General features: G+C 58.1%; 21 protein-coding genes and 1 riboswitch. Of the genes, 10 read left to right on the forward strand and 11 right to left on the reverse strand.

The features are described from left to right. Positions 1 to 117: 117 nt before the first annotated feature. From cydC to FMN63_RS27320, 3 genes are all read right to left on the reverse strand, one after another. A complete protein-coding gene (gene cydC / locus FMN63_RS27310) occupies positions 118 to 1,824 on the reverse strand; it encodes a thiol reductant ABC exporter subunit CydC (RefSeq protein ID WP_148587203.1) in 1,707 nt (568 codons plus the stop codon). Then, the gene (cydD, locus tag FMN63_RS27315) at positions 1,821 to 3,599 is read right to left on the reverse strand and encodes a thiol reductant ABC exporter subunit CydD (protein ID WP_209001341.1); all 1,779 of its coding nucleotides are present in this window, start codon (positions 3,597 to 3,599) and stop codon (positions 1,821 to 1,823) included. Before cydD ends, cydC begins: the two co-directional genes overlap by 4 nt. A gap of 286 nt (positions 3,600 to 3,885) precedes the next feature. Next, positions 3,886 to 5,385 carry a CoA-acylating methylmalonate-semialdehyde dehydrogenase gene (locus FMN63_RS27320; RefSeq protein WP_148587205.1) on the reverse strand — a complete coding sequence of 500 codons (1,500 nt, stop codon included), beginning with the start codon at positions 5,383 to 5,385 and terminating at the stop codon, positions 3,886 to 3,888. A gap of 318 nt (positions 5,386 to 5,703) precedes the next feature. Between FMN63_RS27320 and FMN63_RS27325 the strand changes: the two genes are divergently transcribed. Further along, positions 5,704 to 6,585 carry a LysR family transcriptional regulator gene (locus tag FMN63_RS27325; protein WP_148587206.1) on the forward strand — a complete coding sequence of 294 codons (882 nt, stop codon included), beginning with the start codon at positions 5,704 to 5,706 and terminating at the stop codon, positions 6,583 to 6,585. A gap of 27 nt (positions 6,586 to 6,612) precedes the next feature. On the opposite strand, the gene FMN63_RS27330 is transcribed toward FMN63_RS27325, so the two are convergent. The 5 genes from FMN63_RS27330 to FMN63_RS27350 all read right to left on the reverse strand — a co-directional run bounded on the left by FMN63_RS27330 (position 6,613) and on the right by FMN63_RS27350 (position 9,995). Then, a complete protein-coding gene (locus tag FMN63_RS27330) occupies positions 6,613 to 7,218 on the reverse strand; it encodes a thiamine phosphate synthase (protein ID WP_148587207.1) in 606 nt (201 codons plus the stop codon). Beyond that, on the reverse strand, positions 7,215 to 7,988 hold the full coding sequence (locus FMN63_RS27335; RefSeq protein WP_148587208.1) for a thiazole synthase: 774 nt from the start codon (positions 7,986 to 7,988) through the stop codon (positions 7,215 to 7,217). The genes FMN63_RS27330 and FMN63_RS27335 overlap by 4 nt, the downstream gene beginning before the upstream one ends. Positions 7,989 to 7,993: 5 nt before the next feature. Further along, positions 7,994 to 8,191 carry a sulfur carrier protein ThiS gene (gene thiS, locus FMN63_RS27340; RefSeq protein WP_148587209.1) on the reverse strand — a complete coding sequence of 66 codons (198 nt, stop codon included), beginning with the start codon at positions 8,189 to 8,191 and terminating at the stop codon, positions 7,994 to 7,996. Then, positions 8,175 to 9,152, reverse strand: a complete 978-nt coding sequence (gene thiO / locus FMN63_RS27345; protein ID WP_148587210.1) for a glycine oxidase ThiO — start codon at positions 9,150 to 9,152, stop codon at positions 8,175 to 8,177. The genes thiS and thiO overlap by 17 nt, the downstream gene beginning before the upstream one ends. A gap of 162 nt (positions 9,153 to 9,314) precedes the next feature. Next, positions 9,315 to 9,435: riboswitch (TPP riboswitch) on the reverse strand. A gap of 47 nt (positions 9,436 to 9,482) precedes the next feature. Further along, on the reverse strand, positions 9,483 to 9,995 hold the full coding sequence (locus FMN63_RS27350) for a P-loop NTPase family protein (protein ID WP_209001342.1): 513 nt from the start codon (positions 9,993 to 9,995) through the stop codon (positions 9,483 to 9,485). 158 nt (positions 9,996 to 10,153) lie between these two features. Here FMN63_RS27350 and FMN63_RS27355 point away from each other — a divergent pair, with 158 nt between their 5' ends. Beyond that, a complete protein-coding gene (locus FMN63_RS27355) occupies positions 10,154 to 11,080 on the forward strand; it encodes a pirin family protein (protein WP_148587212.1) in 927 nt (308 codons plus the stop codon). Here the strand turns inward: FMN63_RS27355 and FMN63_RS27360 are convergent. Next, positions 11,058 to 11,903 carry a DUF6030 family protein gene (locus FMN63_RS27360; protein ID WP_148587213.1) on the reverse strand — a complete coding sequence of 282 codons (846 nt, stop codon included), beginning with the start codon at positions 11,901 to 11,903 and terminating at the stop codon, positions 11,058 to 11,060. The two genes, FMN63_RS27355 and FMN63_RS27360, sit on opposite strands and share 23 nt — an antisense overlap. A 300-nt stretch (positions 11,904 to 12,203) precedes the next feature. Here FMN63_RS27360 and FMN63_RS27365 point away from each other — a divergent pair, with 300 nt between their 5' ends. Both FMN63_RS27365 and FMN63_RS27370 read left to right on the forward strand, forming a co-directional pair. Then, positions 12,204 to 12,911, forward strand: coding sequence for a class II aldolase/adducin family protein (locus tag FMN63_RS27365; protein WP_148587214.1), 708 nt, complete (start codon positions 12,204 to 12,206; stop codon positions 12,909 to 12,911). A gap of 2 nt (positions 12,912 to 12,913) precedes the next feature. After that, entirely contained in the window at positions 12,914 to 13,807 is an 894-nt protein-coding gene (locus tag FMN63_RS27370) for an ROK family protein (protein WP_148587215.1), read from the forward strand. A 166-nt stretch (positions 13,808 to 13,973) separates the two neighbouring features. Here the strand turns inward: FMN63_RS27370 and FMN63_RS27375 are convergent, their stop codons facing one another. Continuing rightward, entirely contained in the window at positions 13,974 to 14,975 is a 1,002-nt protein-coding gene (locus FMN63_RS27375) for a DMT family transporter (protein ID WP_148587216.1), read from the reverse strand. 244 nt (positions 14,976 to 15,219) lie between these two features. Here FMN63_RS27375 and FMN63_RS27380 point away from each other — a divergent pair, with 244 nt between their 5' ends. Then, on the forward strand, positions 15,220 to 15,798 hold the full coding sequence (locus FMN63_RS27380; RefSeq protein WP_148587217.1) for a MarR family winged helix-turn-helix transcriptional regulator: 579 nt from the start codon (positions 15,220 to 15,222) through the stop codon (positions 15,796 to 15,798). Between the two features lie 155 nt (positions 15,799 to 15,953). Beyond that, positions 15,954 to 16,718, forward strand: coding sequence for an FKBP-type peptidyl-prolyl cis-trans isomerase (locus FMN63_RS27385; protein ID WP_148587218.1), 765 nt, complete (start codon positions 15,954 to 15,956; stop codon positions 16,716 to 16,718). A gap of 89 nt (positions 16,719 to 16,807) precedes the next feature. On the opposite strand, the gene sthA is transcribed toward FMN63_RS27385, so the two are convergent. Next, the gene (gene sthA / locus FMN63_RS27390; protein ID WP_148587219.1) at positions 16,808 to 18,208 is read right to left on the reverse strand and encodes a Si-specific NAD(P)(+) transhydrogenase; all 1,401 of its coding nucleotides are present in this window, start codon (positions 18,206 to 18,208) and stop codon (positions 16,808 to 16,810) included. Positions 18,209 to 18,677: 469 nt separating this feature from the next. Between sthA and FMN63_RS27395 the strand changes: the two genes are divergently transcribed. The 4 genes from FMN63_RS27395 to FMN63_RS27410 all read left to right on the forward strand — a co-directional run bounded on the left by FMN63_RS27395 (position 18,678) and on the right by FMN63_RS27410 (position 24,311). Beyond that, positions 18,678 to 19,481: a substrate-binding periplasmic protein gene (locus FMN63_RS27395; RefSeq protein ID WP_162530124.1), complete on the forward strand. Its 804-nt coding sequence runs from the start codon at positions 18,678 to 18,680 to the stop codon at positions 19,479 to 19,481. Positions 19,482 to 19,703: 222 nt separating this feature from the next. Then, positions 19,704 to 21,890: an anthranilate synthase component I gene (locus tag FMN63_RS27400; protein ID WP_148587221.1), complete on the forward strand. Its 2,187-nt coding sequence runs from the start codon at positions 19,704 to 19,706 to the stop codon at positions 21,888 to 21,890. A gap of 305 nt (positions 21,891 to 22,195) precedes the next feature. Beyond that, positions 22,196 to 22,534, forward strand: a complete 339-nt coding sequence (locus tag FMN63_RS27405) for a hypothetical protein (protein WP_148587222.1) — start codon at positions 22,196 to 22,198, stop codon at positions 22,532 to 22,534. 973 nt (positions 22,535 to 23,507) lie between these two features. After that, positions 23,508 to 24,311 carry a hypothetical protein gene (locus FMN63_RS27410; RefSeq protein WP_209001343.1) on the forward strand — a complete coding sequence of 268 codons (804 nt, stop codon included), beginning with the start codon at positions 23,508 to 23,510 and terminating at the stop codon, positions 24,309 to 24,311. Positions 24,312 to 24,320: the final 9 nt, after the last annotated feature.

Raw genomic sequence — 24,320 nt, forward strand, 5'->3', positions numbered from 1 at the left:
ATGAACCGGCTTAGAAAACGAGTCTTCCTATGGAGTGATCGTGGCCCAGAGCCCCCGCAAGGTCAATGCGACAGATAGGACGCGGCAACCATAAGCTGCTGAAAACCGTGCGGGAACTCATTGAAATTCGGACAGAATTATTTCCGGCGACGGATTACCGCCCTCAGTTGGCGCTGTCAGATCCAGCACGCGATCGGCCCGTTCCATTTCCTGACGACGATGCGCAATCATCAAGACGGCGGAATTTCCACGATAGGACAGAAACCGGTCCAGAACATCGCCAGCAGTTGCAGCGTCCAGTCCCTCGGTCATCTCGTCCAGAACAAACAGAACCGGCTGTGTCAGGAAGGCTCTGGCCAGGGCCAGACGCCTCTGCTCTCCGCCGGAGAGGCCAAGCCCACCTTCACCCAGAATGGTTTGCAGCCCTTCCGGATTTTCCGAAATACGGTCGGCAAGCGCTGCCTGCTCGAGCGCACGCCACAGGTCTGCATCGCTGGCATCGGGATTTGCGATACGCAAATTCTCCGCGACCGTCTCGTTGAAGAGATAGGCCTTCTGGCCAATGACCGTGATCTTGCGGCGGAGCTCAGCTTCCGGGATCCGGCTAACATCTTCCGCGCCCAGAACAATCCGCCCCTGCCCCGGATGTCGTAACCGTGCGGCCAATGCCGCAACCGTTGACTTGCCGCAACCGCTGCGCCCGGCCAGTGCGAGAATTTCTCCCGGCGCAACGTTGAAACTCAGTCCCTCCAGCACGCTTCTCTCAGCCCCAGGATAGCCAAAGCTGACGTCCTTGAAGGAGAGTACAGGCGTAGGCGTAGTGACGTCCGATAGTGTCGCTTCCCGATTACCAGCAGGTTCAGACTCCCGGCGATCATCCATCAAGCGCATGATCCGGCCTGCAGCCAGCGAAACGCGTGGCAATTTGGCAAGACCTGGCAGGCTCATCGAAAAGATTTCCGGAAGCCCCATGACTACCAGTATGAGGCCAACGCCGAAAGCAGCCGTCAGCGTGCCACGACCAACCTCTTGCAGACAGACCAGAAGTGTGGCCGCAAGAAACAACTGGCCAAGAAGTGCTGATCCAGCTGTCAGTTTGCTGGTTCGGCGATCCTCAGTCTCCTGTGCCTCCGCGAGGCGGTTTTCCGCGGCCAGGACCGTCTCGGCCGCAGTCTCCAGCCCACCGTAGATCGCAAGATCCCGCCGCCCTGCAGCCAGATCAGCCGCCCGAAGCCGCATGGCATCCAGCGCCGCATCCGTACGGCGGGCGTTTTTGGTATCGGACTGTACAAAGGTCCAGACCGCCAAAAAGACCCAGGCGGATATGAAAACCGCACCGGTGACAAGCAAAAGCGGAGAGATGGTGCTCCATACGAGAAGCAGCGTGACCGCAACAACGAGCGCCAGCACAAGGGGAACCACCAGGCGCAGATAAACAGTGTCGAGGACGGCGATGTCGAGCGTCAACCTGTTCAGCAGCAGCCCTGATCTTCGCCCATCGCTCGTCCTGTGCGCCATGGACGCAAACAGACGATTTCTGAACCTGGTCAGAAAGCGAAACGTCGCATCATGGGTCAAAACGCGTTCACCGTAACGGCCCGCAGTGCGGACAATCGCAAAGGCACGAATGAGCGCGCTTGGTGCAAAGATATTCAGGAATGCACCGCTTAGTCCCGCGATGGCAGCCGCCGTGATGAACCAGCCGGAGACCCCGAGCAGCAAAAGCCCGGCAGTTGCAGGCAGCAGGGCCACAAATATCCCGAGCCAGAAATGAAAGCTGTCGTACCGGTGCTGGGTGCGAATGATTTGCCAGACAGACTTCACGCGAGGGCCCTCCCCTCGGCAACAGCGCCTACAGATTTCAGATCGATCCGCCGCGAGGCAATTTGCCGAAGATCCTTGTCATGTGTGGCGATGACGGCAGTGCGCCCTTCACAAAGGCTCCGCAGACCGTCGATGACGTCAGCCGCCGTTTCCTCGTCAAGCGAAGCAGTCGGCTCGTCCGCCAGCAAAAGAACGGCATCTTTTCTCATGGCCGCCCGTGCCAGCGCGACCCGGCGGATCTCACCCACGGAAAGGCCGAAACCATCTTCCCCCAAGAGCGTTTCAAGACCCCGAGGCAGTCGTTGCACAAGCGTTTCAGCCCCGGCAAGCCGCAACGCATGCCACAGATCGTCTTCCGTAACCGCTTCTGGTGTTTCCACCGCCTTCAAGAGGTTTGCCCGGAGACTGCCGTGAAACAGACGTGGAGACTGGCCGAGCCAGATGACTTTTCGGCGCAGCAATGCAGCCTGCGCAGCTGCGGGCAGATCATCCACCAGGATTTCACCGTCATCCGGTTCCTGAAATCCGAGTATTCCATCAATCAAAGTGGTCTTGCCGCTGCCGCTCGGTCCTTCCAGCAGAAGCGTTTCGGCAGATCCAATTTCCAGACTGAAATCCTTGAAGACATCTCGCTGTTTATGGGAAATGCAGACAGACCTGAACTCTATCGCCGGCGGGCTGGAAAGCTGACAAGCGCCGGCCTTCTCGGCGGCAACTGCAACAATCGGACGCGGCTTTGGATTGTCTTCCGGCGGGAAAAGCGTCGCCAGTCTCTCCCGGGCGGCAAGCCCCCCCGCCCGGTCGTGATAGGCAGCGGCGTAGGCACGCAAGGGCGCGAAGAATTCCGGTGCGAGCAGGAGAATGAAAAGGCCCTGCGCGAAGGTCAAAGGCCCTCCCCAGGTGCCGACCTGGATTTCCCCCAACAGCGAGAAGCCGACATAGACCGCGCAAAAGGCGATACCGAGTGCAGAAAAAAGCTCCAGCACTGTAGACGACAGGAACGCGATCTTCAGGACTCGCATGGTTCCGGTCCGGAAGCGTTCGCCAGCGTCCCCAATTTGCTGCTGCGTTCGCCCGATTGCGCCGAATAACGTCAGCGTTTCCAGCCCCTTGATCCTGTCGAGCAAGCTGCCGCTCAACCGCACAAGTTCTTCCTGTTGTCGCTCGCTTGCCGCCTTGGCGCGCAGGCCGATCAGCGCCATGAAAACCGGAATGAGCGGCCCGCAGACAACAAGGATAAGAGCGCCTAGCCAGCTGAAAAAACCAGTGGCGGCAACGATCCCAAGAGGCACATGGCGCAAACGCAGTTTCTGCGGTTCAAAGTTCCGATAGTAGGGTCCAAGCAGATCGACCTGTTCGGTGATATGCGCGGCAAAGGCACCGGAAGAGGGAAACTCTGCCGACGGTGAGCGGGTAGCCGCAATGGAGAGAAGGTCTCCGCGGGCCCTGCTCTGGATCGCACGGGCAGTCTGCCGGGCAACCGTTTCTGCGCGGTTTTGCAGAAACACTCTCAACAGGGCGACAAGCGCTATGCCGGCAGCAGCCAGCAACGCTGACCGGGTCAAATCGCTGTCAGCGATCCGGCCGGTGTCTGTAGCGGAAAAAATGTCGGGAAGCGATCCGAGCGCCCAGGAAATCAATCCGGCCTGAGCGATCCACAGCAGATCGGATACGGCAAGAAGCCTGCCGGCCCTTTTGAGGCATCGGCTTTCTCTATCGTCCGGCCAGCCGAAAGCAGCTGCGGTTCCGCAGCCCTGCCCCACATCCTCAGCCACATTCCCGATCTTTTGCCTTTTCGTTTTCATCGGGCGTTTAGTGTCGCTCTCCCATTTCAAATGCAAGGGACACATTGCCACGGCGCATTCCGGTTTGCCATGTCGGAGCCATGCCTTTTTCGGCCAATTTATATTGCTGCACAAAAAGAGCTGCAGCCACCCATGCCAGTTCAGCGATCCAGGCACCAGGTGTTTGCCTGCCCCTGACGCAGAGAGCCGCGGTTTTGAAACAAAAACGCTCCCTGCGGTGACCGGGAGCGTTCTGTCGAACATTCGTTCGTTGTGTTTACTTCATCGTCGGAATGGCGAATTCAGCTCCATCCTTCAGACCGGACGGCCAGCGGGACGTCACTGTCTTGGTGCGGGTGTAGAACTTGAACCCGTCCGGACCATGCTGGTTGAGATCGCCAAAGCCGGACTTCTTCCAGCCGCCGAAGGTGTGGTAGGCGAGCGGCACCGGGATCGGCACGTTGATGCCGACCATGCCGATGTTGATGCGGGACGCGAAGTCACGCGCAGTGTCGCCGTCACGGGTGAAGATCGCGGTGCCGTTGCCATATTCATGGCTGAGCGGCAGATCGAGAGCTTCTTCGTAGTTTTCCGCGCGCACCACGGACAGAACCGGACCGAAGATTTCGGTCTTGTAGATATCCATGTCCTTGGTGACGTTGTCGAACAGACAGCCGCCCATGAAGAAACCATTTTCATAGCCCTGCATGGAGAAGTCGCGACCGTCGACAACCAGCTTCGCACCTTCCTTGACGCCCTGCTCGACAAGACCCTTGACGCGGCCAAGGGCTTCCTTGGTTACCAGCGGGCCGAAGTCGACATCGTTACCTGCCGTGTACGGCCCGATTTTCAGGGCTTCGATTTTCGGAGCAAGCTTTTCGATCAAGGCGTTTGCAGTGCTCTCGCCGACCGGCACAGCGACGGAAACGGCCATGCAGCGCTCGCCGGCCGCGCCGTAACCGGCACCGATCAGAGCGTCGGCTGCCTGATCAAGGTCGGCATCCGGCATGATGATCATGTGGTTCTTGGCGCCACCGAAGCACTGGGCACGTTTGCCGGACGCGGTTGCGCGGGCATAAACATACTGGGCAATCGGCGTGGAGCCGACAAAACCGACAGCCTGGATGGTTTCATCGTCCAGGATGGCATCGACCGCGCTCTTGTCGCCGTTGACGACGTTCAGGATACCTTCCGGCAGTCCAGCCTCGATCATCAGTTCGGCCAGCATGATCGGCACGGACGGATCGCGCTCGGACGGCTTCAGGATGAAGGAGTTACCGCAAGCGATGGCCGGGCAGAATTTCCACATCGGGATCATGGCCGGGAAGTTGAACGGCGTGATGCCGGCAACAACGCCGAGCGGCTGACGCATGGAATACATGTCGATGCCCGGGCCGGCGCCTTCCGTGAATTCGCCCTTCAGGAGATGCGGTGCGCCGATGCAGAATTCTGCAACTTCAAGACCACGAATAACGTCGCCCTTGGCGTCCGGCAGCGTCTTTCCGTGTTCGCGGGAGAGAGCTTCAGCCAGCTTGTCCATGTCGCGGTTCAGAAGATCGACGAACTTCATCATCACGCGGGCGCGGCGCTGCGGGTTCGTGGCAGCCCAGGCCGGCTGTGCAGCAGCGGCGTTGGCAATCGCAGCATCCATTTCTTCCTGGCTGGCCAGGGCGACCTGCGCCTCGACTTCACCGGTTGCCGGATTAAAGACGTCTGCGTAGCGGCCAGAGGTGCCCTCCACCTGTTTGCCGCCAATAAAATGACCGATCTTCCGCATGTCGCGTTTCTCCCAATATGTTCTGACACCAGCCAAAAGGATTTTGGGCGAGCGTCCGAGGTGCTGTCTTTTTGACTTTTATTTTTGCTGCAAACAAGAACCAGAATTCCGGAGCCGTTGTGCGTTTTTTAAAGTTATGCCAATAAAGCTCCATTAGCGTTTCAAACGAACGATAGGACCAATAGCCCTCAGTTGTCATCCCGGCATGAGCGCGGCGAAGAGCCCGCACCAAACACCCCGTGAGCACATCTTCCGATTTTGGCGCTCACCCATCTGACAACAACAAGTGCAAGGCGATCATCGCAGAAAGCAATAGACATGAACTGGGATGACCTCCGCATCTTTCTCGCCATTGCACGAACAGGCCAGATCCTGGCGGCGGCGCGCCGCCTCGGCCTCAATCACGCGACAGTCGCCCGCAGACTGACGAGCCTTGAGGACAGCGTCGGCACCCGTCTCTTCGACAGATCGACCTCTGGCTGCGTTCTGACCGAAGCGGGCAGTCGGTTTTTCGACAGGGCAGAACGGATCGAAGCGGAGGCGGTCGCGGCGGAAGCGGACCTGACAAACAACACGCCTGAAATTTCGGGAACAGTGCGCATCGGCGCGCCCGATGGTTTCGGTGTCGCCTATCTTGCGCCTCGGCTGGGCAAACTGACAGAAAAACATCCAGGCTTGACGGTGCAGCTCGTACCCGTTCCGCGCTCCTTTTCCCTGTCCCGCCGCGAGGCCGATATTGCGGTAACCATCGACAGGCCGGAAACCGGCCGGCTTGTTGCCGGCAAACTCGTTGACTACTCACTCGGGCTTTATGCCTCGAAAACCTATCTGATACGCCGCGACACGCCAGTCATCGCAAACGATCTTACCGCTCACGATCTGATTGGTTACGTGGAAGACCTGCTCTACTCGCCATCTCTGAATTACGGCACAGAAATTCTGAAAAACTGGACTGCACGTTTCGAGATAGCCTCGGCTCTTGGCCAGACCGAAGCTGTCCGATCGGGTGCAGGGATCGGTATCCTTCACGATTTTATCGCGCGCGATGACAGCGACCTTGTCGCCGTCCTGCCGGACATAAAGCTTCACCGCGCCTACTGGATGGTGACACACGAAAGCTCACGTCCGCTCCGTCATGTCGCGGTGGTACAGGATTTTCTACGCGATCAAGTCGTGCGCGATCGAGCTATCTTCGGATAGCAAATATCAGAGCGGATAGCAGGACCGCTAGCGCCAGCGCTGTGTCGCCTCAATCCATTCCCTCGTGCGCGCTTCCGGATCGGCATTGCGCGTGATGTCAGTGGCGACGGCTGCGATATCCGCGCCATTTTCGAACACGCCGGGAAGACGCTCCGGGTTGAGGCCACCAATGGCCACCAGAGGAAGGCTGCCGATCTGCTGCTTCCACCGGCCGATCTTTTCAAGGCCTTGCGGTGCCCATTTGAGCTCTTTCAAGATCGTCGGATAGACGGGCCCGAGCGCGACATAATCGGGCTCGGTAGCAAGAGCTGTTTGCAGCTCTTCGCCGTCATGGGTCGACACGCCAAGTTTCAAACCGGCTTTGCAAATGGCTGCCACGTCGGCGTCGGCAAGGTCTTCCTGACCAAGATGGACAAAATCGCAGCCCTCTTCGATCGCGAGTTGCCAATAGTCGTTGACGACAAGTTGGCAACCGTGGTTCACGCAAACGCTTCTGGAAGCTGCGATTTCCTTGCGCAGGATGTCTTCGCTTGCGTCCTTGATCCGCAGTTGAACCAGTTTGATGCCAAGCGGCACCAGCCGCGCGATCCAGTCGAAACTGTCAACGATGGGATAAAAGGGGTCGAGTTTCATTCAAACACCGCCATTCCAAGAACCGGGGTAGAAGGAACCGCCATGTCGCGAGGTTCCAGGGGTTGGGCTTCACAGGCCAGTCGTCCGGCCTCGATTGCCATCGCAAAGGCCTTTGCCATGGCGACTGGATGTCCGGCCTTTGCGACAGCCGTATTCAACAGCACTGCATCGAAACCGAGTTCTAGAACAGCGGCCGCGTGAGACGGCCGGCCGAGACCGGCATCCACGACAAGAGGAACGCCGCTGAAATGGCTGCGGTAAGCACGAAGGGCATCCGTATTGACCGGCCCTTTCGCCGAACCGATCGGCGCGCACCAGGGCATCAACACCTGACAGCCCGCCTCAAGCAGCCGTTCGCCGACGACAATATCGTCTGTCGTATAGGGAAACACCTTGAAGCCGTCATCGCTTAGGATGCTTGCCGCCTCCACAAGGCCAAAGACATCCGGCTGCAAGCTGTCGTGATGGCCGATTACTTCCAGCTTGATCCAGTCGGTGCGAAAAAGGTCCCGCGCCATCCTTGCGGTCGTAACAGCTTCCTTCACCGAATGACATCCGGCTGTGTTGGGCAGTACCTTGACGTTCAATTCCCGGATCAGATCCCAGAACCTGCCACCTGTGCCGCTTCCCGCCGTTTCACGCCGCAGAGACACGGTCAGAATTTCTGCACCCGATGCCCTCACCGCATCCGCCAGGATTTGCGGTGAAGGATATTGCGCCGTTCCGAGCAGAAAACGCGATGCGAACGGTTCCCCATAAACTTCAAACATGATCGTCAGCCTCCCTGCATCGGTGACAGGATCTCGATCCGGTCTCCCGCCTCAAGGACGCAATCGCCCCGTTCTTCTGCGCACACCAGATCGCCGTTGCGCGCCGTGGCCAGAAACTCATGGTCATAGGCCAGCTCATCCAGAAGCGCTGCCAGCGTCGCGCTGGCAACTTCCTGAGGTTCGCCGTTAATGGTTAGCTTCAAGGGACTTCTCCTGAAGATGTTGCACGATCCTGTCTGCTGCCTCCATGGCAAAATGCGGGGCAAGCAGAAAGCCGTGCCTGTAAAATCCGTTCAGTGACAACGTGTTGCCGGAAAGCGTGACGCGAGGAAGATTGTCGGGATAGGCCGGGCGCAGGCCCGCCCCGGTCTCGATGATCTTTGCCTCCGCAAAGCCCGGATGCAGGCCGTAGGCGGCATTGAGGAGTTCCATGGTCGACCGAACACTGACCGCCTCCCGGTCGCCGCTTTCAATCATGGTCGCCCCGACCATGAAGACCCCGTTGTCACGCGGCACGACATAGACCGGGATGCGCGGGTGCAGAAAACGCACAGGCCGCGAAAGTGAGACATCCGGCGCGTGGAGCAGCAGCATTTCACCGCGAACGGGCCGCAGGTGCGGATCGGGCGCAGCCATGCCGGTACAATCGGCGACAAGATCGGTTGCCGAAGCAAAGTGCTCGGTCTTAAAACTGGCCTCTGCACCGCTTGCAGACACTTTTGCCAGCAACGCCGTGAGAGCTTGCCGAGGATCGAGATGGGCTTCTCCGGCAAAATGAAGTCCCTTTGCAAATCGGCCTGCAAGGTCCGGCTCGAGTGCGCCCAGCGCGTCACTGTCGAGCCATGTAAAGCCACTGGTCCGAGAGGCAAACCGGTTGAGTTCACCAGCATCGCGCGGCGCGGCAACAACCAGTGTCCCTTTATGCCTGATCTGCCCTGGCAGAACCTTGCTCCACCAGCCGATGGATGTTTGCCCGAGCCGCAGAACATCTTCCTCGGCACTCTCCCGCTCGCACCAGGGCGCCAGCATACCGCCAGCAAGCCAGGAGGCACTGGCGGACAGATCCCCGTTCTTTTCCAGCAGCTCAACTTGCACACCGCGCGAGATAAGCTCATGCGCCAGAGCCAGACCGGCAACTCCGGCGCCTTTGATACCGACCTTCATCCCGCCTCTCTTGCCATGGAGAACGTCAATCGTTCGCCATCGCGGAATGTCTGGTAGACCGCCTGCATTCAACGCTTCTCCGCAAGGACCGGAACAGGCCCCGCACTTCGGACAGTCAGCTTGGAAAGGTGGCCGGGGTGGTCGCATTGCGGAGGCAATTGCACTTGGCCGAGAGCACCTTCCCTTCGCCAGCATGACCTGGATCAGGTTCGTCGGGTCCCTGCACTGCGCAATCGCGCCAGCAGTATCTCAGCCTCTTGTCGAGGCCCCCCGGGTGAGCGTCTGTTGTGCCGCTCGTCGGGTGTAACTGTCAAGAGACCGAATAGATCTTCAGCTTCGTTCCTGACATCCGGCCAGAAAGTCGTTGATCTCTGCAAGGGTGCGGAGACGATAGACTGTCAGATGATGCGGAGGTTCGCGGTAGATGCGCTCCAGCTTGGCTCTGGCCGAGTGTCTGGTTCGCCATATGAACCTCAGGAATTCGACGGTTTGCCAGTTGAACTGCTCCGGGCAGCCTTCCGCCAGATCTGGCCGGCTCTGTCCGTGGTATTGCACGGACCGCTTCAGCACCCGAAAAATGCGGCGCGAGACCGGAAAATCCAACCAGATGAACGTATCGGCGCGTTCGACACGTTCCGCGTAGGTGCTTGAATGGCCACCTTCGAAGATCCATGCCTCCTTCAGATGGACCTCATGCGTCATCCGGTCCTTTTCCGGCCGCGTCCGTTCGTTCCAACCGGACCGGTAGTGGATCTTGTCCATATGGTAGACTGGCAGTCCGGTTTTCTGTCCAAGGGCAACGGCGAGCGTGCTTTTGCCCGAACCCGGGCCTCCAACAATCATCACACGTTTCATGACGCACCAAAGAGAAGCAAGGAAGGGCTGGCCGTTATACAGATCGTGCCGGAGATGAAAACCCGAAACAGACTGTTCAATGGACACTTCAGCTTGTCAGTGCCTATCTACTCTGCCAGACGCACTGTTGTTTGATGGAGAGGCAGATGAGCTGGTTGAATAGCCCTGATCCCGTGCCGGGAAATGCTGCAAGCTGTGACCCGATCGAAACGATCATCGTACCGCGGACCTCCGATCTCGGCGGATTTTCGGTCAGGCGCGCCCTGCCCTCTGCCAGACGGCGGATGGTTGGCCCCTTCATCTTCTTCGACCAGATGGGACCGGCAGAACTGCTGGTTGGCGGCGGCATTGACGTGCGACCGCATCCCCATATCGGACTGGCGACCGTGACCTATCTCTTTGAAGGCGAGATGTACCACCGTGACAGCCTCGGGACGCAGATCGCGATTGCCCCCGGCGCTCTGAACTGGATGAGCGCGGGCAAGGGCATCGTTCATTCCGAACGCGAACGCCCGGAACGGCTGCAGGAAAAACGCCCCCTGTTCGGCCTGCAGAGCTGGGTTGCCCTCCCAAAACATCTGGAAGAGACAGACCCGACCTTCCAGCATCACGGCACTGACGAACAACCGGAGTTTTCCGAGAAGGGCGCATCGGTCAAGCTTATTGCTGGTGAGCTCTATGGTCACAAGGCGCCGGTGAAGACAGCCTCCGACATGTTCTATGCGGATATAACGCTGGAACCGGGAGCCAGGATCCCGCTCGATGCGGGGTGGGAAGAACGCGGCCTCTATACCGTTTCGGGCCAGATTACCATCGCAGGCCAGAGTTTCGATCCGGCGCAGCTTCTGGTGTTCAAACCTGGCGATCATCTGGTGATCGAAAACGCATCCCCCCTGCCCGCCCGTTTTGTCGTGCTTGGCGGCGAACCGATGGATGGCCGGCGTTATATCTGGTGGAACTTCGTGTCTTCATCAAAAGAACGCATCGAGCAGGCCAAGGAAGATTGGCGGCTGGGACGGTTCGATACGGTTCCGGGCGACGCGGAAGAATTCATTCCGCTGCCTGAGCGTTAGGGGCCTTGACGCTCCAGCCGCTTTCAAGAGGCGGTGCTTTTTCAAACCGATCGGCGGGACGGATCAGATCCGGCTCGCCAAAGTCCAGAATGATGTTCAGCCGCTGGCGCGCCAACGGGTCACCCGTCAGATCAGGATCTTCCGGCGATACCGACAACCTTACGCCCCTGTGGGTTGTTTCCAGTTGCCTGAACCCGGAAACGGCCTCGCGAAAAACTTCCGGCACCGTCCAGCCGTAACGTAGCGCCAGAGCGTCGATCACCAGCCAGACAGCATCCAGTCCGATCTGTATCTGGCGCGGATCCTCCACCACCAGTTTCAGCCGCAAATAGTCGATGCTGTTTTCAGAAGGACCGCGAAGCAGGAAGAAGAGTGTTGTCGAGCCATAGTCGACGCTCGGCGTGGTCAAGGGCACCAGGTCCGACGCACATTGCCAACGGTCCTTGCTGAAGGGCGCCCGGCGCCAACCCGGATTTCCCAGCCCCAGCGACCTTAACTCGTCACAGAGCTGATCAGGCTTCCCCAGAAAGCTGCGCTTCAGCTCCGCAGACAGTTCCGGTTCCGGCGCCAGCAAGACTTCCCGGGCCGGCGTCTGCAAGGACGACAATGGATCCGGCATCAGAGGAGCTGTGACAACGCTGTCTTCCCCCTTCAGCTGAGCAAGGTGCAGAAACAGACCGCCACCAGCAAACCCTGCCGCCAGAAGCGCCAGTGTTCCCCAAATGTAATAGGGTGTCACGTGAGAGCGGCTCTGAGATCTGGCAGCGCGCGGCGGCAGGCCACCATGTTTGTCGGGCTTGCCCTCTTCAGGCAGCATTTCCATGTCCGGCTCTGCCCAGCGCGGCCCCTTGGAACGAGGTCCGGGCCTCGGTCTGGATTGCCCACCCCGCCCTGTCCGGCCTGCTGGCGCTGCAGCCGATCCAAACAAATGCCTGAGCTTGTGTGCGAATCCAGCCATTCAGTCCCTTAACACCGCGTTCTTCAACCCTCTGGTCGTAGGCTCGGGATTTATCAAACCAATACCTTGAAAAGGCAACCGGATACCTGTCATCTAAGCTCCGCTTCCACGGCGGCGCTGCAAAACGATATGCTTGCGGCCGAAACAGAACCAAAGAGGCCCTGAATGCCCACCTTTCCAGGCGATACGTCTGAACTGCGCCGCGCGATCATCGAGACCGCCCGCGCCTTGCCGCGTCTTGGACTGACGAAAGGCACCTCTGGAAATGTCAGTGCACGCACCGAATCCGGTTTTTTGGTGACGCCGTCGGGAACACCTTACGAAAATCTGACCGAAGACATGATCGTTCCGCTGGATTGGGAGGGCTGCTACCGCGGTGAGACGCTGCCGTCTTCCGAGTGGCGTATGCATCTCGATTTCTATCTGGCGAAGCCGGACTGCGGCGCGGTGGTCCATTGCCACAGTCCGCGCGCCACTGCCCTGTCGTGTCATCGGCGCGGCATTCCCGCGTTCCATTACATGGTCGCGCTTGCCGGCGGTGACCGCATCGACTGTGCGCAGTATGCCACCTTCGGCACGAAAGCCCTGTCAGAGGCGATGATTGCCGCCCTTGGAGACAGGAGCGCCTGTCTGCTTGCGAACCACGGACAGATCGCCGGAGGGGCGACGTTGCAAAAGGCTCTTGCGACGGCGGAAGGCGTGGAAGATCTGGCGGATCAGTATCTGTCGGCTCTGACACTCGGTGACCCCGTGATACTGGACGCCGAGGAAATGAGCGCAATCTTGAAAAAGTTCAAGACCTACGGGAAACAAACAAGCGAACTTGAAGACGGCCAGACGGCTGCCTTCGAATTGCCAAGACGGGTGGACTGAAAATGCGGCTGGGAATTGACTGGGGTGGCACCAAGATCGAAATCATCGCTCTCTCCAACGAGGGCGAGGAATTGTTCCGGCAAAGGGTCGACACCCCCCGAGACGACTATGAGGGGTGTCTGGAAGCCGTCCGCAAGCTGGTCGAGGCAGCGGAGCAGGCAACCGGCCAGACAGGAACGCTCGGCCTCGGCATTCCTGGTTCGCTGTCCCCCAGGACTGGCCTCGTCAAGAACGCCAATTCCACCTGGATGAACGGCAAGCCCCTGGACAAGGACCTGCAAAGGGTCCTCGGACGTCCGGTCCGCATCCAGAACGATGCCAACTGCCTCGCTGTCTCGGAAGCGACCGATGGTGCGGGCGCTGGAGCTCATATCGTACACGCCATCATTATCGGCACAGGTAGCGGATCAGGCATTGCCATCGACGCAAAAGCCCATCTCGGGGCCAATGGCATCGGCGGTGAATGGGGCGCCATCACCGTTCCCTGGATGAAGCCGGAGGAGTATCCCGGTCCGGATAGCTGGATCGGCCACAAGGGCGCCATCGACCGCTGGTGCTCGGGAACCGGCTTTCAGCTCGATTACAAGGACAGGACTGGCACGCTGCTGAAGGGCCACGAAATCATGGCGCTGAAACGCTCCGGAGATGAAGTGGCAACTGCTGTCTACGAGGCCTACGTCAGCCGCCTTGCCCGTGCACTTGCCATGTCTGCAAATCTGCTCGACCCGGATGTGTTTGTTCTGGGTGGAGGCATGTCGAACATCGATGAGCTTTATGCGGACCTTCCGGCGGCCATGGAGCCTTACATCTTCTCCGACACCTACGAAACACCAATCCGCAAGGCCGCACACGGCGACAGCTCAGGCGTGCGGGGAGCCGCCTGGCTCTGGGAGTGATCCTCACCAGAACCGGAGATCCTGCACGTTTGCATGAGCGTTCCCGCTCTCGCCATGTTCCGCACGTCACGCTTGGGTCTTAGTCCAGGGCCAAGCCATGTTGCCGCGAAGATTAAAAACCGGTCCGGCGTTCGGTTGCTGGACCGGTCTTCAAGCAGCTGAAAATTCAGCTCGTCTTTTTGGCTCCGCTGGCGCGCCCTTTGCTGACGAGTACAATCCCTATCCCGACAGCGGCAACAGCCGCCAATTTCGGAACGTTCGGCACTTCACCGAAGGCCAGATATCCAAGACCGAGGCCGATCACGGCAGCAACAGAGCCGATCTGGCTGAGATAAACAGGCCCGGCAGTGTGCTGAAGGCGGAAATAAAGACCGTACTGGAATGCGAAAATGGCAATTTGAGCAACCAGCAGCCCGGTCGCTTCTGCCGTCCAGGCGACCGGTGAGACCGGAATATCGGCGATAGCAGTGAAAGCCCCCAGTACCAGAAACCCGACCAGCATCATGCCGAGGGCAAGATCCACGGGACGCGCGCCTGCGGGCCATTTCAGCGTGCGATAGATATTGCCGAAAGCCAGGAACACCGGGATCGACAAGGCCACCATCGCCCACCAGGAAGCTTCAACGGAAAGCTGGCGCCCTGACACTGCCAGAAGTACACCACCGGCAAGACCGAATAGAACACCAGCTCCGCGCAGAACCTGAAACCTTTCAATGCGCAGCAGCACAGCGAAGCCGTAGGTCAGAACCAGTGGAAAGGCGTAGCTCAAGGAAACGAAACTTGCGCCAACCTCTGGGGCAGAAGCGACCGCAATCATGTTCGGGGCAATGAACAGCAGACCACTGACCAAAAGGTACAAGGCATACGTTCCTCGCCTGACACGCGCGCGCCCAACCCCGGCCATACTTCCTCTGGCCGTGATCCTGGTAATGGCGAACAAGCCCGCGGCACCGCCCAGAATGGACCATTGCAACAACGCCAAAGGGTGCCAGCCCGTCATCGGAGCAGCTTTTGCAATCACGGTGGAGACGGCAAGGAATCCGCCGACAATCAATAACAACACCAGCGGTTGATCCAGCGGACTACCGCGCCGGTCGCCTGAAAACGGTGCTTGTTGCTGAAGGGAGGCCGCACTGGCGGAGGCTCCCGATCTGGGGGTGTCCACCATGGGACTGTCCTTCCTGACAAGTCGGCGCCAGCACGATGCCGCACCAATTGAGAAAGAGATAACTCATTTTATCTTGATTTCAAGATACTTGATTTAAAGATTCTTGATGTCGGTTGACACCCCCCTGTAAAGCCGACACTATTCTGATTTTAAAAACGGTCGAGATGTCAGCTATTTACGTAACCTCGCACGGTCTCACGAAGCAGCGCTTCGTATGGCTTCAAATCATCTGGAGAATTCTGCGATGACCACACCGTCGCGCCCCCCATCGAAGCCATCGGGTCACCTCTTTGGCGATCCGGAAGACCTGCTCATTGACCGCGCCGAGCGCGCGCGAAGACAATGGCAAAGGGAAATACCAGAGATCGCGGATGAGCTTTCGCCAATGGTTCTGCTGGGGCGACTGAACGAAGCCTCACAGGTACTGGCTCGCGACTATCTTGTGCCTGCCTATGCGGAAATCGGACTGAAGTCGGGTGAATTCGACGTTCTGGCTACGCTCGTACGCTCGGGCCCGCCCTACAAGCTCACGCCAACGGAACTCTACCGCTCAACGATGATGAGTTCGGGTGGCATGACTGCGCGTCTGGACAAGCTGGAAAAGGCGGACCTTGTGGAACGCTGCCCGCACCCGGACGACAGGCGGGCGCTTACCGTGTGCCTGACTGAAAAAGGACTGAAGCTGATCAAGGATCAGATGCCCGACTACATTGCGACACAGCAACGCGCTGTCAGCGGGTTAAGTCCCAAAGAACAAGGTCAACTGTCAGACCTTCTTGAAAAGCTCATTCGCTCTGTCAACGATCCCCTGGCAAAACCCTGACAGGTTGCTCGCTTCGTTCAGAAGCGGTGTCGGTCTGGCAGCCTCCGGCAAGCTGCAGGTCTTGTGACTTACCGTCACTGTGAACACGATCCGGATTGTTTTTCAGCCCCAGATGACCAATTCTTTGACCGAACAAAACACCGGGACGACACATCATGCTCAAATGGGTTACGCGCATTCTCGCCATCCTGCTCTTCACTCTGCCGGCCCTGGCCCAGGAAGAGCTGCAGATTCGCGATATTGAAAAAGGAACTGGTGAAGAAGCGAATGTCGGTGAAACGGTGGTGGTGCATTACACTGGCTGGCTGATGGATGGAACCAAGTTCGATTCCAGTGTCGACCGCGGCACACCGTTCTCGTTCACCCTTGGGGAACGCCGCGTTATCCCCGGCTGGGAAAAAGGCGTGGAGGGCATGCAGGTCGGCGGCAAGCGCGAGCTCATCATCCCGCCGGACATGGCATACGGTTCACAAGGGGCCGGTGGCGTCATTCCGCCGGATGCCACCTTGAAGTTCGAAATCGAACTGCTTGAGGTCAAGGCAAAGAAATTCTCGGATATCGATAATGGCACCCTCAAGGCCAAGCTCGCCTCGGGTGCAACAGTTATTGATATCCGGCGCCCAGACGAATGGAAACAAACCGGCGTCATTCCCGGAAGCCACCTGGTAACGTTCTTCAACGACAGCGGCCAGGTGAACCCGGCTTTCGGCAGCGAGCTGAAGAAGCTGATTTCAAGCCCGTCCGATGAAGTTGTGCTTCTCTGCCAGACCGGTCAGCGAAGCCAGGTCTTGTCAGAGTATCTGGCGGGTCAGGCCGGGTTTACCAACGTGGTCAACGTCGAAAAGGGAATCGCCCGCTGGATCGAAGACGGTGGCGACGTTACCCAGGCTACCTTGCCGGAGAATTGCTGGCTCTGCTGAGCGCCACTCCCCCCAAGGCACCTGCCCCGTTTTCCGCACTTGGCAGGCCATCGACGCCGCTCTTGTGAAGCAAGGTCCATGCCGAGTGATCAATCGTCAAGCGGCGGCATGCGGTTCCAGGCGTCGAGTGCGGCGATCTTGTAAGCCTCGGCCAGTGTCGGGTAGTTGAAGGTATTTTCCACGAAATACTCCAGCGTACCGCGCAGATTGAGAACAGCCTGTCCGATATGGACAAGTTCCGTCGCCCCCTCTCCGACTATGTGGCATCCAAGAAGACGGCGGGTCTTGAGGGAGAAGATCATCTTCAGCATGCCGGTATCGAGGCCCATGATGTGGCCGCGTGACGTTTCCCGGAACCGTGCGACACCGCATTCGTAAGGAATGCCGCGGGTCTTGATCTCTTCCTCGGTCATGCCAACAGTGGAAATTTCCGGTACGGCATAGATGCCGTAGGGAAAATACTCGGGCGGATCGTAGGCTTTCTCCCCCAACGCATGGCAAGCCGCGATGCGCCCCTGCTCCATCGATGTCGAGGCGAGACTGGGAAAGCCGATGACATCACCGGCCGCGAAGATATGCGGCACGTCGGTCTGGAAGGTCATGGGATCAACCTTCAGTCGACCGCGATGATCCACGTCCAGTCCGCAACTTTGCAGGTTCAGGTTCGGCGTCGCCCCCATGCGCCCAGCCGCGAACAGAATGACGTTCGACCGCACACAGCGGCCGCCTTCCAGCGTGATTTCACAATCCGCGGGCCCGTTTTTCTCGATCTTTTCGACCTTCGCCCCAAACCGAAGCGCAATTCCACGGTCACGTAGCTGGTGCGTGAAATCAGCAACGAGTTCCTTGTCCAGAAAGTCGAGCATGGTGTCGCGCGGTTCGATCAGCGTGACATGCACATCGAGCGCGGAGAAGATCGAAGCGTATTCGACACCTATAACACCCGCGCCGATGACCGCGATCGACCGTGGCAGTTCGGTCAGTTCCAGGATCTCGTCACTGTCGAGAACAAATTCTCCATCGAAGGGCACATAGCCGGGACGGAACGGCTTCGTGCCGACAGCGATGATGAACTTGTCCGAGGTAATGTGGTGAATTTCCCCCGTGTCGCCTTCCACCTCGATCTTATGCGGTTCGACGAATTTGGCCTCACCCCGGATCGTATCGACCTTGTTGCGGGCAAACTGATGCTCGAGAACCTCGACTTCGTGGTTGAGGGTAATGTGCAGCCGCGCACGAAGATCCGCTGCCGTCAGGTCGTCCTTCACCCGGTAGGAACGGCCGTAAAAGCCGCGCTCGCGCCATCCCGTCAAGTTCAAAACGGTTTCACGCAGCGTCTTGGAAGGAATGGTGCCGGTATGGACGGATACGCCGCCAACCCGCCGGCCGCGCTCCACCACCAGAACGTCATAGCCGAATTTTGCTGCCTGAATTGCCGCCCTGCGTCCGGCTGGTCCGCTGCCGATCACAACAAGATCGTAGTGTTCCATATGCCCCTCACTGCCAGTTTTTTTGTCAGCCTGCCGGCCCCCGTTCGTCGGAGACATCTTGCAAAATCGCTGCACTGCAAAAACAGCATCTCGGCGTGAGGGTCAAGAAGGCAAGCGGAAAATGCAGGCTTGCGGCAAGCTTTGGTGCATACCCGGTGACAATTGCTACTTCTTACAATGGCGCAAGACAAACGTGGCGGCTCGTCTGTATACTGATCGTTGATAAGATTCTTGGTCGTTGCAACGCCAAGTGTCTTGCTATTGCGGGATCTATTAAAGAACCATTGTACGAGACCGCTACGGCGAATTGAACTAACTGCCCGCGAGCCAGAAGTGAACTGGCTTCCCGCCACAGAAAGGATTGACCACCAAGATGGGTTCATCGCATTCGCGGACAGCCTGCCAGGCAAAGGGGTTGCTTGAGAGGCTTTCCTTGAGGTTGTCCCTTGCTCCTGTGATTTGCGGCTCAATGCTGTTTTGGGCGACCGCGCCCGCAATTGCCGGCCATTCAAGCGAGTGTCCGGTCAGCGAAGATATCGTCATTGCGGCAGAAGATTCCTTTTTTCCTTACTCAGGCTTTTACCAGGGAGAGCTTCGCGGATTTGCCGTCGACCTCATCAACGCGGCTTTCAATGCGGAACAGTGCTCCGTCATACTCAATGTCATGCCCTATAACAGGTGCGTCCGGAAGGTCGCCCAGGGTCGGCAACTCGCGTGTTTCACCACCACCGGGTCGGACGAAAACCGGCGGAACTACATTTTTCATCAGACGCCCCTCTTTTTCGAAAGGGTCCTGGTTTACAGCCATCCGGAAAATACTGCGGAATTTGATCCCGACTTCTTCAAGAACAAGACCTTTTCAGTGGTCAGAGGCTACACTTATACCGACGCGTTCGATGCAGATGAGACGATTGCAAAGGTGGAAGTGGACTCAGATCTGCAAACACTCGCGCTGACCGCAAAGGGACGCACCGACTACGCCATCGTTTACGAAAAGGTCGCGGCGTTCCACATCAGCAACAGCCAGTACCTGGTCTCTCCGGCTCCGATAGCCAGACATGAACTCGCCAGATTGGGTCTGTTCGTGTCTTTCTCAAAAAAAATGCCCGAGCGGTCGAAGGCGGTGGCCGCCGTCCTCGACCGGGGACTGAACGCCATCCACAAAGATGGAACCTATGGTGAAATTGAAGCCAACTGGGACGAGTGGCTGCAGCACGGACTGAAAGAAGGACGACCGGCCCCGCACTGGGAAAGTGGACAGAACGCAAAGTAAGCTTTTTTCGTTGCCTTACAGATCCGTATAATCTATCCCTCTTGCCATGAACATGAACCTGAAAGCAGCTTGGTGGTGGCGCGGCGCGAAATAGGCGGCCAGCAATCACTCATGCTCTGAAGGGATCGAGTATCCAACCAAAGGCCGCCGCGGGACACCGCTGGCGGCCTTGGTTCTTTATAAGGCCGTCGCAAAGGCAGCCACCAGAACGGGACAAGAAATATGCCGGTGCTGGCAGACCAGACCTATGAAACCGACTGCGGAATTACCATTCTGCGCACATCGCGCCCTTCCGACTACGAAACCGGAACGTCTGAGTGGATTGACCGGCTGGATGCCGAATTGGGGGCAGTGCTTTCCTCCTCCTATGAATATCCCGGCCGGTACACGCGCTGGGACATGGCGCTGGTGAACCCGCCTCTGGTGCTGGAAGCCAAGGACAGACAGGTCGAGATCCGTGCGTTGAACGATCGCGGCAGTTTGCTGCTGCCGGCAATCGCAGCGGTCTTGAAAAAATGCGACGATGTGGAAACGTTCGAAGCCGACGCCGCCAGGATCGAGCTTACGGTCAGGCGGCCCGGGCGGTTGTTCAACGAAGAAGAACGCTCCCGCCAGCCGTCAACCTTCACCATCATACGCGCTCTGAAGGACATGTTTGCCTGCGGCGATGACCAGCTCGGCCTCTATGGCGCTTTCGGCTATGATGTTGCCTTTCAGTTTGAACCCATTGAGCAGAAGCTCGACCGGCCGGGCGACCAGCGAGATGTCGTGCTGTTTCTGCCCGACGAAATTCTGATCGTCGATCACCACGGCAAGCGCGCCTACGTTCTGGAATATGACTTTGTTGTTGGCGGCCGAACCACAAAGGGCATGGAACGGACAGGGTCCAGCCACCAATATACGCCGGCAAACCAGGATCCCGGCCGCGGTGACCATGAGCCCGGGGAGTATGCAAAGCTCGTCGAGAAGGCCAAGGATTATTTCCGCAGAGGCGATCTGTTCGAGACCGTGCCGGGCCAGACCTTCTACGAGCCTTGCGCCAATCCTCCGTCCGCCGTTTCGCGGCGCCTTGCTCAAATCAATCCCTCCCCCTATTCGTTCTTCTTCAATCTGGGCAATCAGGAATATCTCGTCGGCGCTTCGCCGGAAATGTATGTGCGGGTCACCGGTGGTCGCCGGGTTGAAACCTGCCCGATTTCCGGCACGATCCGACGTGGCAAGAACGCTATTGAAGACGAAGCGCAAATCCGCAAGCTTTTGAATTCCGCCAAGGACGAAGCGGAACTGACCATGTGTTCCGACGTCGACCGGAACGACAAGAGCCGTGTGTGTGTGCCAGGCTCGGTCCGCGTCATCGGGCGGCGGCAAATCGAGATGTACTCGCGATTGATCCACACGGTGGACCACATCGAGGGCATCCTGCGTGAGGATATGGATGCACTGGACGCGTTCCTGTCGCACACGTGGGCGGTGACCGTGACCGGTGCGCCCAAACGCTGGGCAATGCAGTTCATCGAGGACCATGAAAAGTCCCCCCGTGCCTGGTATGGCGGCGCCATTGGCGCGATCCTCTTCAATGGCGACATGAACACCGGGCTGACGTTGCGCACCGTTCGCATCAAGGATGGCATGGCCCAGATCCGTGCTGGTGCAACCTTGCTTTACGACAGTGTTCCGGAAGACGAGGAAGCCGAAACCGAACTGAAGGCGGAAGCCATGCGGGCCGCTGTCCGCGAGGCCGGTCTCGCGGTAAACGCGCAGGAAAAACACGAGAACCATAAACCTGGTCAAGGTCTCAAGATCCTGCTGGTCGACCACGAAGACAGTTTCGTGCACACGCTCGCCAACTACTTCCGCCAGACCGGCGCGGAGGTCGTCACCTACCGGACCCCGGTGGCGGACCATGTTTTCCACGACGTCAATCCGGATCTGGTGGTGCTGTCACCTGGCCCGGGCAACCCGAAGGACTTTGACTGCGCTGCCACTATCGGACGGGCACGGGCACGGGCTCTGCCTATCTTCGGTGTCTGCCTTGGACTGCAGGCGCTTTCCGAATACTTCGGTGCGGAACTGGGACAACTCGACATCCCGATGCACGGCAAACCCTCGCCGATTTCGGTTTCAGGTAATTCCATCCTGTTTGAAGGCCTCAACGCGCCTGTGGTCGTGGGGCGTTACCATTCGCTTCATGCCAAACGGGACACCGTTCCGGCTGACATACGCGTTACGGCGGAGACCGAGGACGGTGTCGTGATGGCGATCGAACACCAAAAAGAAGCGATCGCCGCGGTTCAGTTCCATCCGGAATCGATCATGTCGCTGGATCAGGATGCTGGTCACAAGATAATCGAGAACGTGGTCAGCCGTCTCGTCTCGGCAAAAGTCCAGCAGGCCTCAGCAGCCTCCTGAACAGCCAATGGCGGGCCAAAACCTGCCATTTCTGTCTGTTGCACTTACCAACGGCGCCATTGATGGCGCCGTTTCATTTTTTCCCAATCAACGTCTTGTTTTTCAATTCGGTTTCTCTACGCGTGCACGATGTTCAATTCGCCATTTTGTTCCTGGAATTTTGCGATTTCGCACTGAAATTTTCGTGACTTAAAATTCGGAACCAATCCGGATGCCATCGCATTTTCTCCTCGACCGCCACAACGGTACGGACAACAGATCAACGTCCCGCCGCTGTATTTGTCAAAGTTTGAAGGAGAAAACTGATGCTTACCCTTAAGAAGACGATCGTTCCCCTCATGAGTGCTTTCATCGCCTCCACCGCTATGGTCGGCTTTGCACAGGCAGACGACCCTTGCGGCAGCGACGGCAGCGGCGACAAGCCGATTACCGAGTGTCCTGCGGCTAACGCAGAAGCTGCTGCACAGGCACCTGTCGATAGCACCAAAAACATGGTTGGTGACCTTGATGGCGACAAGCCGTTGACGGCCGAGCAGCAGGTTACAGGCGATGCCGTAAACCACGCTTCGACCTCAATGGACCTGAATGGTGACGAACCGACCAACCAGCCGATCATCGACACCACCAACGGTAACGACTCCTAACAAGAGCCGTGAAAAATAGTCGCGCCTTCAAGGCGCGGCTTTTTTTTGCCTTTCTCACGCTTCGGGCGCTCGCTTCCCTTCCCTATCTTTTCGAGAAATACTCCCACCGCCGGACCAAATATCTCAAAGATATATCAGAGAAATCTCTCTCACATATTCTCCTTGCCGCTCCAGGCATATTGATCGCCGGTGATTTGGGATATCGATTTCGCGAATCTCTCGTCCGCACGCCGATTTGATTTCACGTCCTGGACCCATCAGCTCACGAAAGAGCGTATCGATGCTTCCCGTAGGTTCGGTCGCAACGCTCCCTGCTTTCGTTGCCAAACGGACGTGGGATTTCAAGAGCAAAGCAGGACTTCACTCTCGCTCAGCTTTTCCCGATGTTCGCAACGCCAGCGCATGCGGACGTTTATTTTGTTCTTTTCACGAAATGGCGCACCAACCGAAGCAGCAATCTGGCTGACATGATCGGGTGACCAACCAGGCTGACCGAAAGTCCGGAAGGCAGTGACTCTCTCCTGGGCACGATCTGCATTTTAAGCGGTATCGGCGAGGTCGAGGCCTGTAAGCGGACAGCCGGCCCACTTCAAATAAACTCATGCCTCAAACAACTGAGCAACTGAATCTAAATATTACGTAACGTCATTTTCGTATCGAAAAATGATTGTCTACCCCAATGGCTCATAAGCTTTGGCATATGCTGAAGACTGCGTGACCAGAAGAAAGTTGATTAACGGACTACAACAGAGTTCTATGGATTTACGTCGGCAGATTTATTCCGCCCTTCATTGTTGGAAAGTAAAAACATAATTCCTGTCAAAACAGGATTTAGGGAGACATGATGGCCGGAAGTGCACCAGAGGCCAGGACACGACGCGCCCCGTCGTGGAGGACCGCACGCCGCTTTTTCACAGCGGCCGCGCTTCTGACGTTGCCGTACTGCGGGCCTTTGTCCGCCGACGATGGCGTCGTGCTGAAAAATCATATTCTCGGTCTTGGAACATGCCCGCCCTGGAACCCGCAATCGGTCGAAATCTGCCGTCATAGCGTCGACAAGGTGATGACGGCGCTGGCCCCAAGGCTGGACGTTGGACCAGAGCGGCAACACATGCTTGTCAACGAGGGAGCCAGTGCAGCAGCGCTCAAACTCAAGGCAACCGAGTTCGCCAACACACTCGGCAGCGAAGACCGGCTGATCATTTATGCCAACTTGCCGCTTGGTCTTGTCGACCTGGCCGACGGCGATGGCGCAAGCATCTACGCACTCGAACTATGGGCCAATGCGGAACCGGAAACGTCGCTCCAGGCAATCGGCGATGGCACCTGGATGTCCGCATCTGCTTTTGCGGCCCTCATCCATGCCATTCCCGCCGGTGAGGTCATTGTCATTCTGGATGCCAACAATCCCCAGGCGCTTGACCTTGGCCTTCTGGAACATCATTCGGTCGACGACAAGAACAGGCCAGAAGCTCTTGTGATTTCTTCCGGTCCGGGCCAGGCAGCCAACTATTCCGCAGACCGAACGATTTCTCTGTTCGCAAAGCATCTCGCATTGGCACTGCACTCCGACGAAGGAACGTTGCAGGACGTCATGACCACCGCCGTAAACGGAACGCGTCAGGCAGCCATTCCCATTTGTGCCGAGTTGAACGAAAAGCGCGGCGAGACCAGCGAACCGCATCCTGACTGTACGCAGGTGCCGGAAATACATGATCCCGATACATTGCTGAACCGGACCGCGCTGCTGCCGCTGACTGAAACTGGTGTGAACTGAACTATCCGG

The sequence above is a fragment of the Stappia sp. BW2 genome (assembly GCF_008107695.1).
Lineage (GTDB): Bacteria > Pseudomonadota > Alphaproteobacteria > Rhizobiales > Stappiaceae > Roseibium.

What these genes read in the sequence shown, in the direction of transcription:
- FMN63_RS27320 (WP_148587205.1), bottom strand. Translation starts at nt 5,385, where the DNA reads ATGCGGAAGATCGGTCATTTTATTGGCGGCAAACAGGTGGAGGGCACC.
- FMN63_RS27325 (WP_148587206.1), top strand. Translation starts at nt 5,704, where the DNA reads ATGAACTGGGATGACCTCCGCATCTTTCTCGCCATTGCACGAACAGGC.
- FMN63_RS27330 (WP_148587207.1), bottom strand. Translation starts at nt 7,218, where the DNA reads ATGAAACTCGACCCCTTTTATCCCATCGTTGACAGTTTCGACTGGATC.
- FMN63_RS27335 (WP_148587208.1), bottom strand. Translation starts at nt 7,988, where the DNA reads ATGTTTGAAGTTTATGGGGAACCGTTCGCATCGCGTTTTCTGCTCGGA.
- thiO (WP_148587210.1), bottom strand. Translation starts at nt 9,152, where the DNA reads ATGAAGGTCGGTATCAAAGGCGCCGGAGTTGCCGGTCTGGCTCTGGCG.
- FMN63_RS27350 (WP_209001342.1), bottom strand. Translation starts at nt 9,995, where the DNA reads ATGATTGTTGGAGGCCCGGGTTCGGGCAAAAGCACGCTCGCCGTTGCC.
- FMN63_RS27355 (WP_148587212.1), top strand. Translation starts at nt 10,154, where the DNA reads ATGAGCTGGTTGAATAGCCCTGATCCCGTGCCGGGAAATGCTGCAAGC.
- FMN63_RS27360 (WP_148587213.1), bottom strand. Translation starts at nt 11,903, where the DNA reads ATGGAAATGCTGCCTGAAGAGGGCAAGCCCGACAAACATGGTGGCCTG.
- FMN63_RS27365 (WP_148587214.1), top strand. Translation starts at nt 12,204, where the DNA reads ATGCCCACCTTTCCAGGCGATACGTCTGAACTGCGCCGCGCGATCATC.
- FMN63_RS27370 (WP_148587215.1), top strand. Translation starts at nt 12,914, where the DNA reads ATGCGGCTGGGAATTGACTGGGGTGGCACCAAGATCGAAATCATCGCT.
- FMN63_RS27375 (WP_148587216.1), bottom strand. Translation starts at nt 14,975, where the DNA reads ATGGTGGACACCCCCAGATCGGGAGCCTCCGCCAGTGCGGCCTCCCTT.
- FMN63_RS27380 (WP_148587217.1), top strand. Translation starts at nt 15,220, where the DNA reads ATGACCACACCGTCGCGCCCCCCATCGAAGCCATCGGGTCACCTCTTT.
- FMN63_RS27385 (WP_148587218.1), top strand. Translation starts at nt 15,954, where the DNA reads ATGCTCAAATGGGTTACGCGCATTCTCGCCATCCTGCTCTTCACTCTG.
- sthA (WP_148587219.1), bottom strand. Translation starts at nt 18,208, where the DNA reads ATGGAACACTACGATCTTGTTGTGATCGGCAGCGGACCAGCCGGACGC.
- FMN63_RS27395 (WP_162530124.1), top strand. Translation starts at nt 18,678, where the DNA reads ATGCTGTTTTGGGCGACCGCGCCCGCAATTGCCGGCCATTCAAGCGAG.
- FMN63_RS27400 (WP_148587221.1), top strand. Translation starts at nt 19,704, where the DNA reads ATGCCGGTGCTGGCAGACCAGACCTATGAAACCGACTGCGGAATTACC.
- FMN63_RS27405 (WP_148587222.1), top strand. Translation starts at nt 22,196, where the DNA reads ATGCTTACCCTTAAGAAGACGATCGTTCCCCTCATGAGTGCTTTCATC.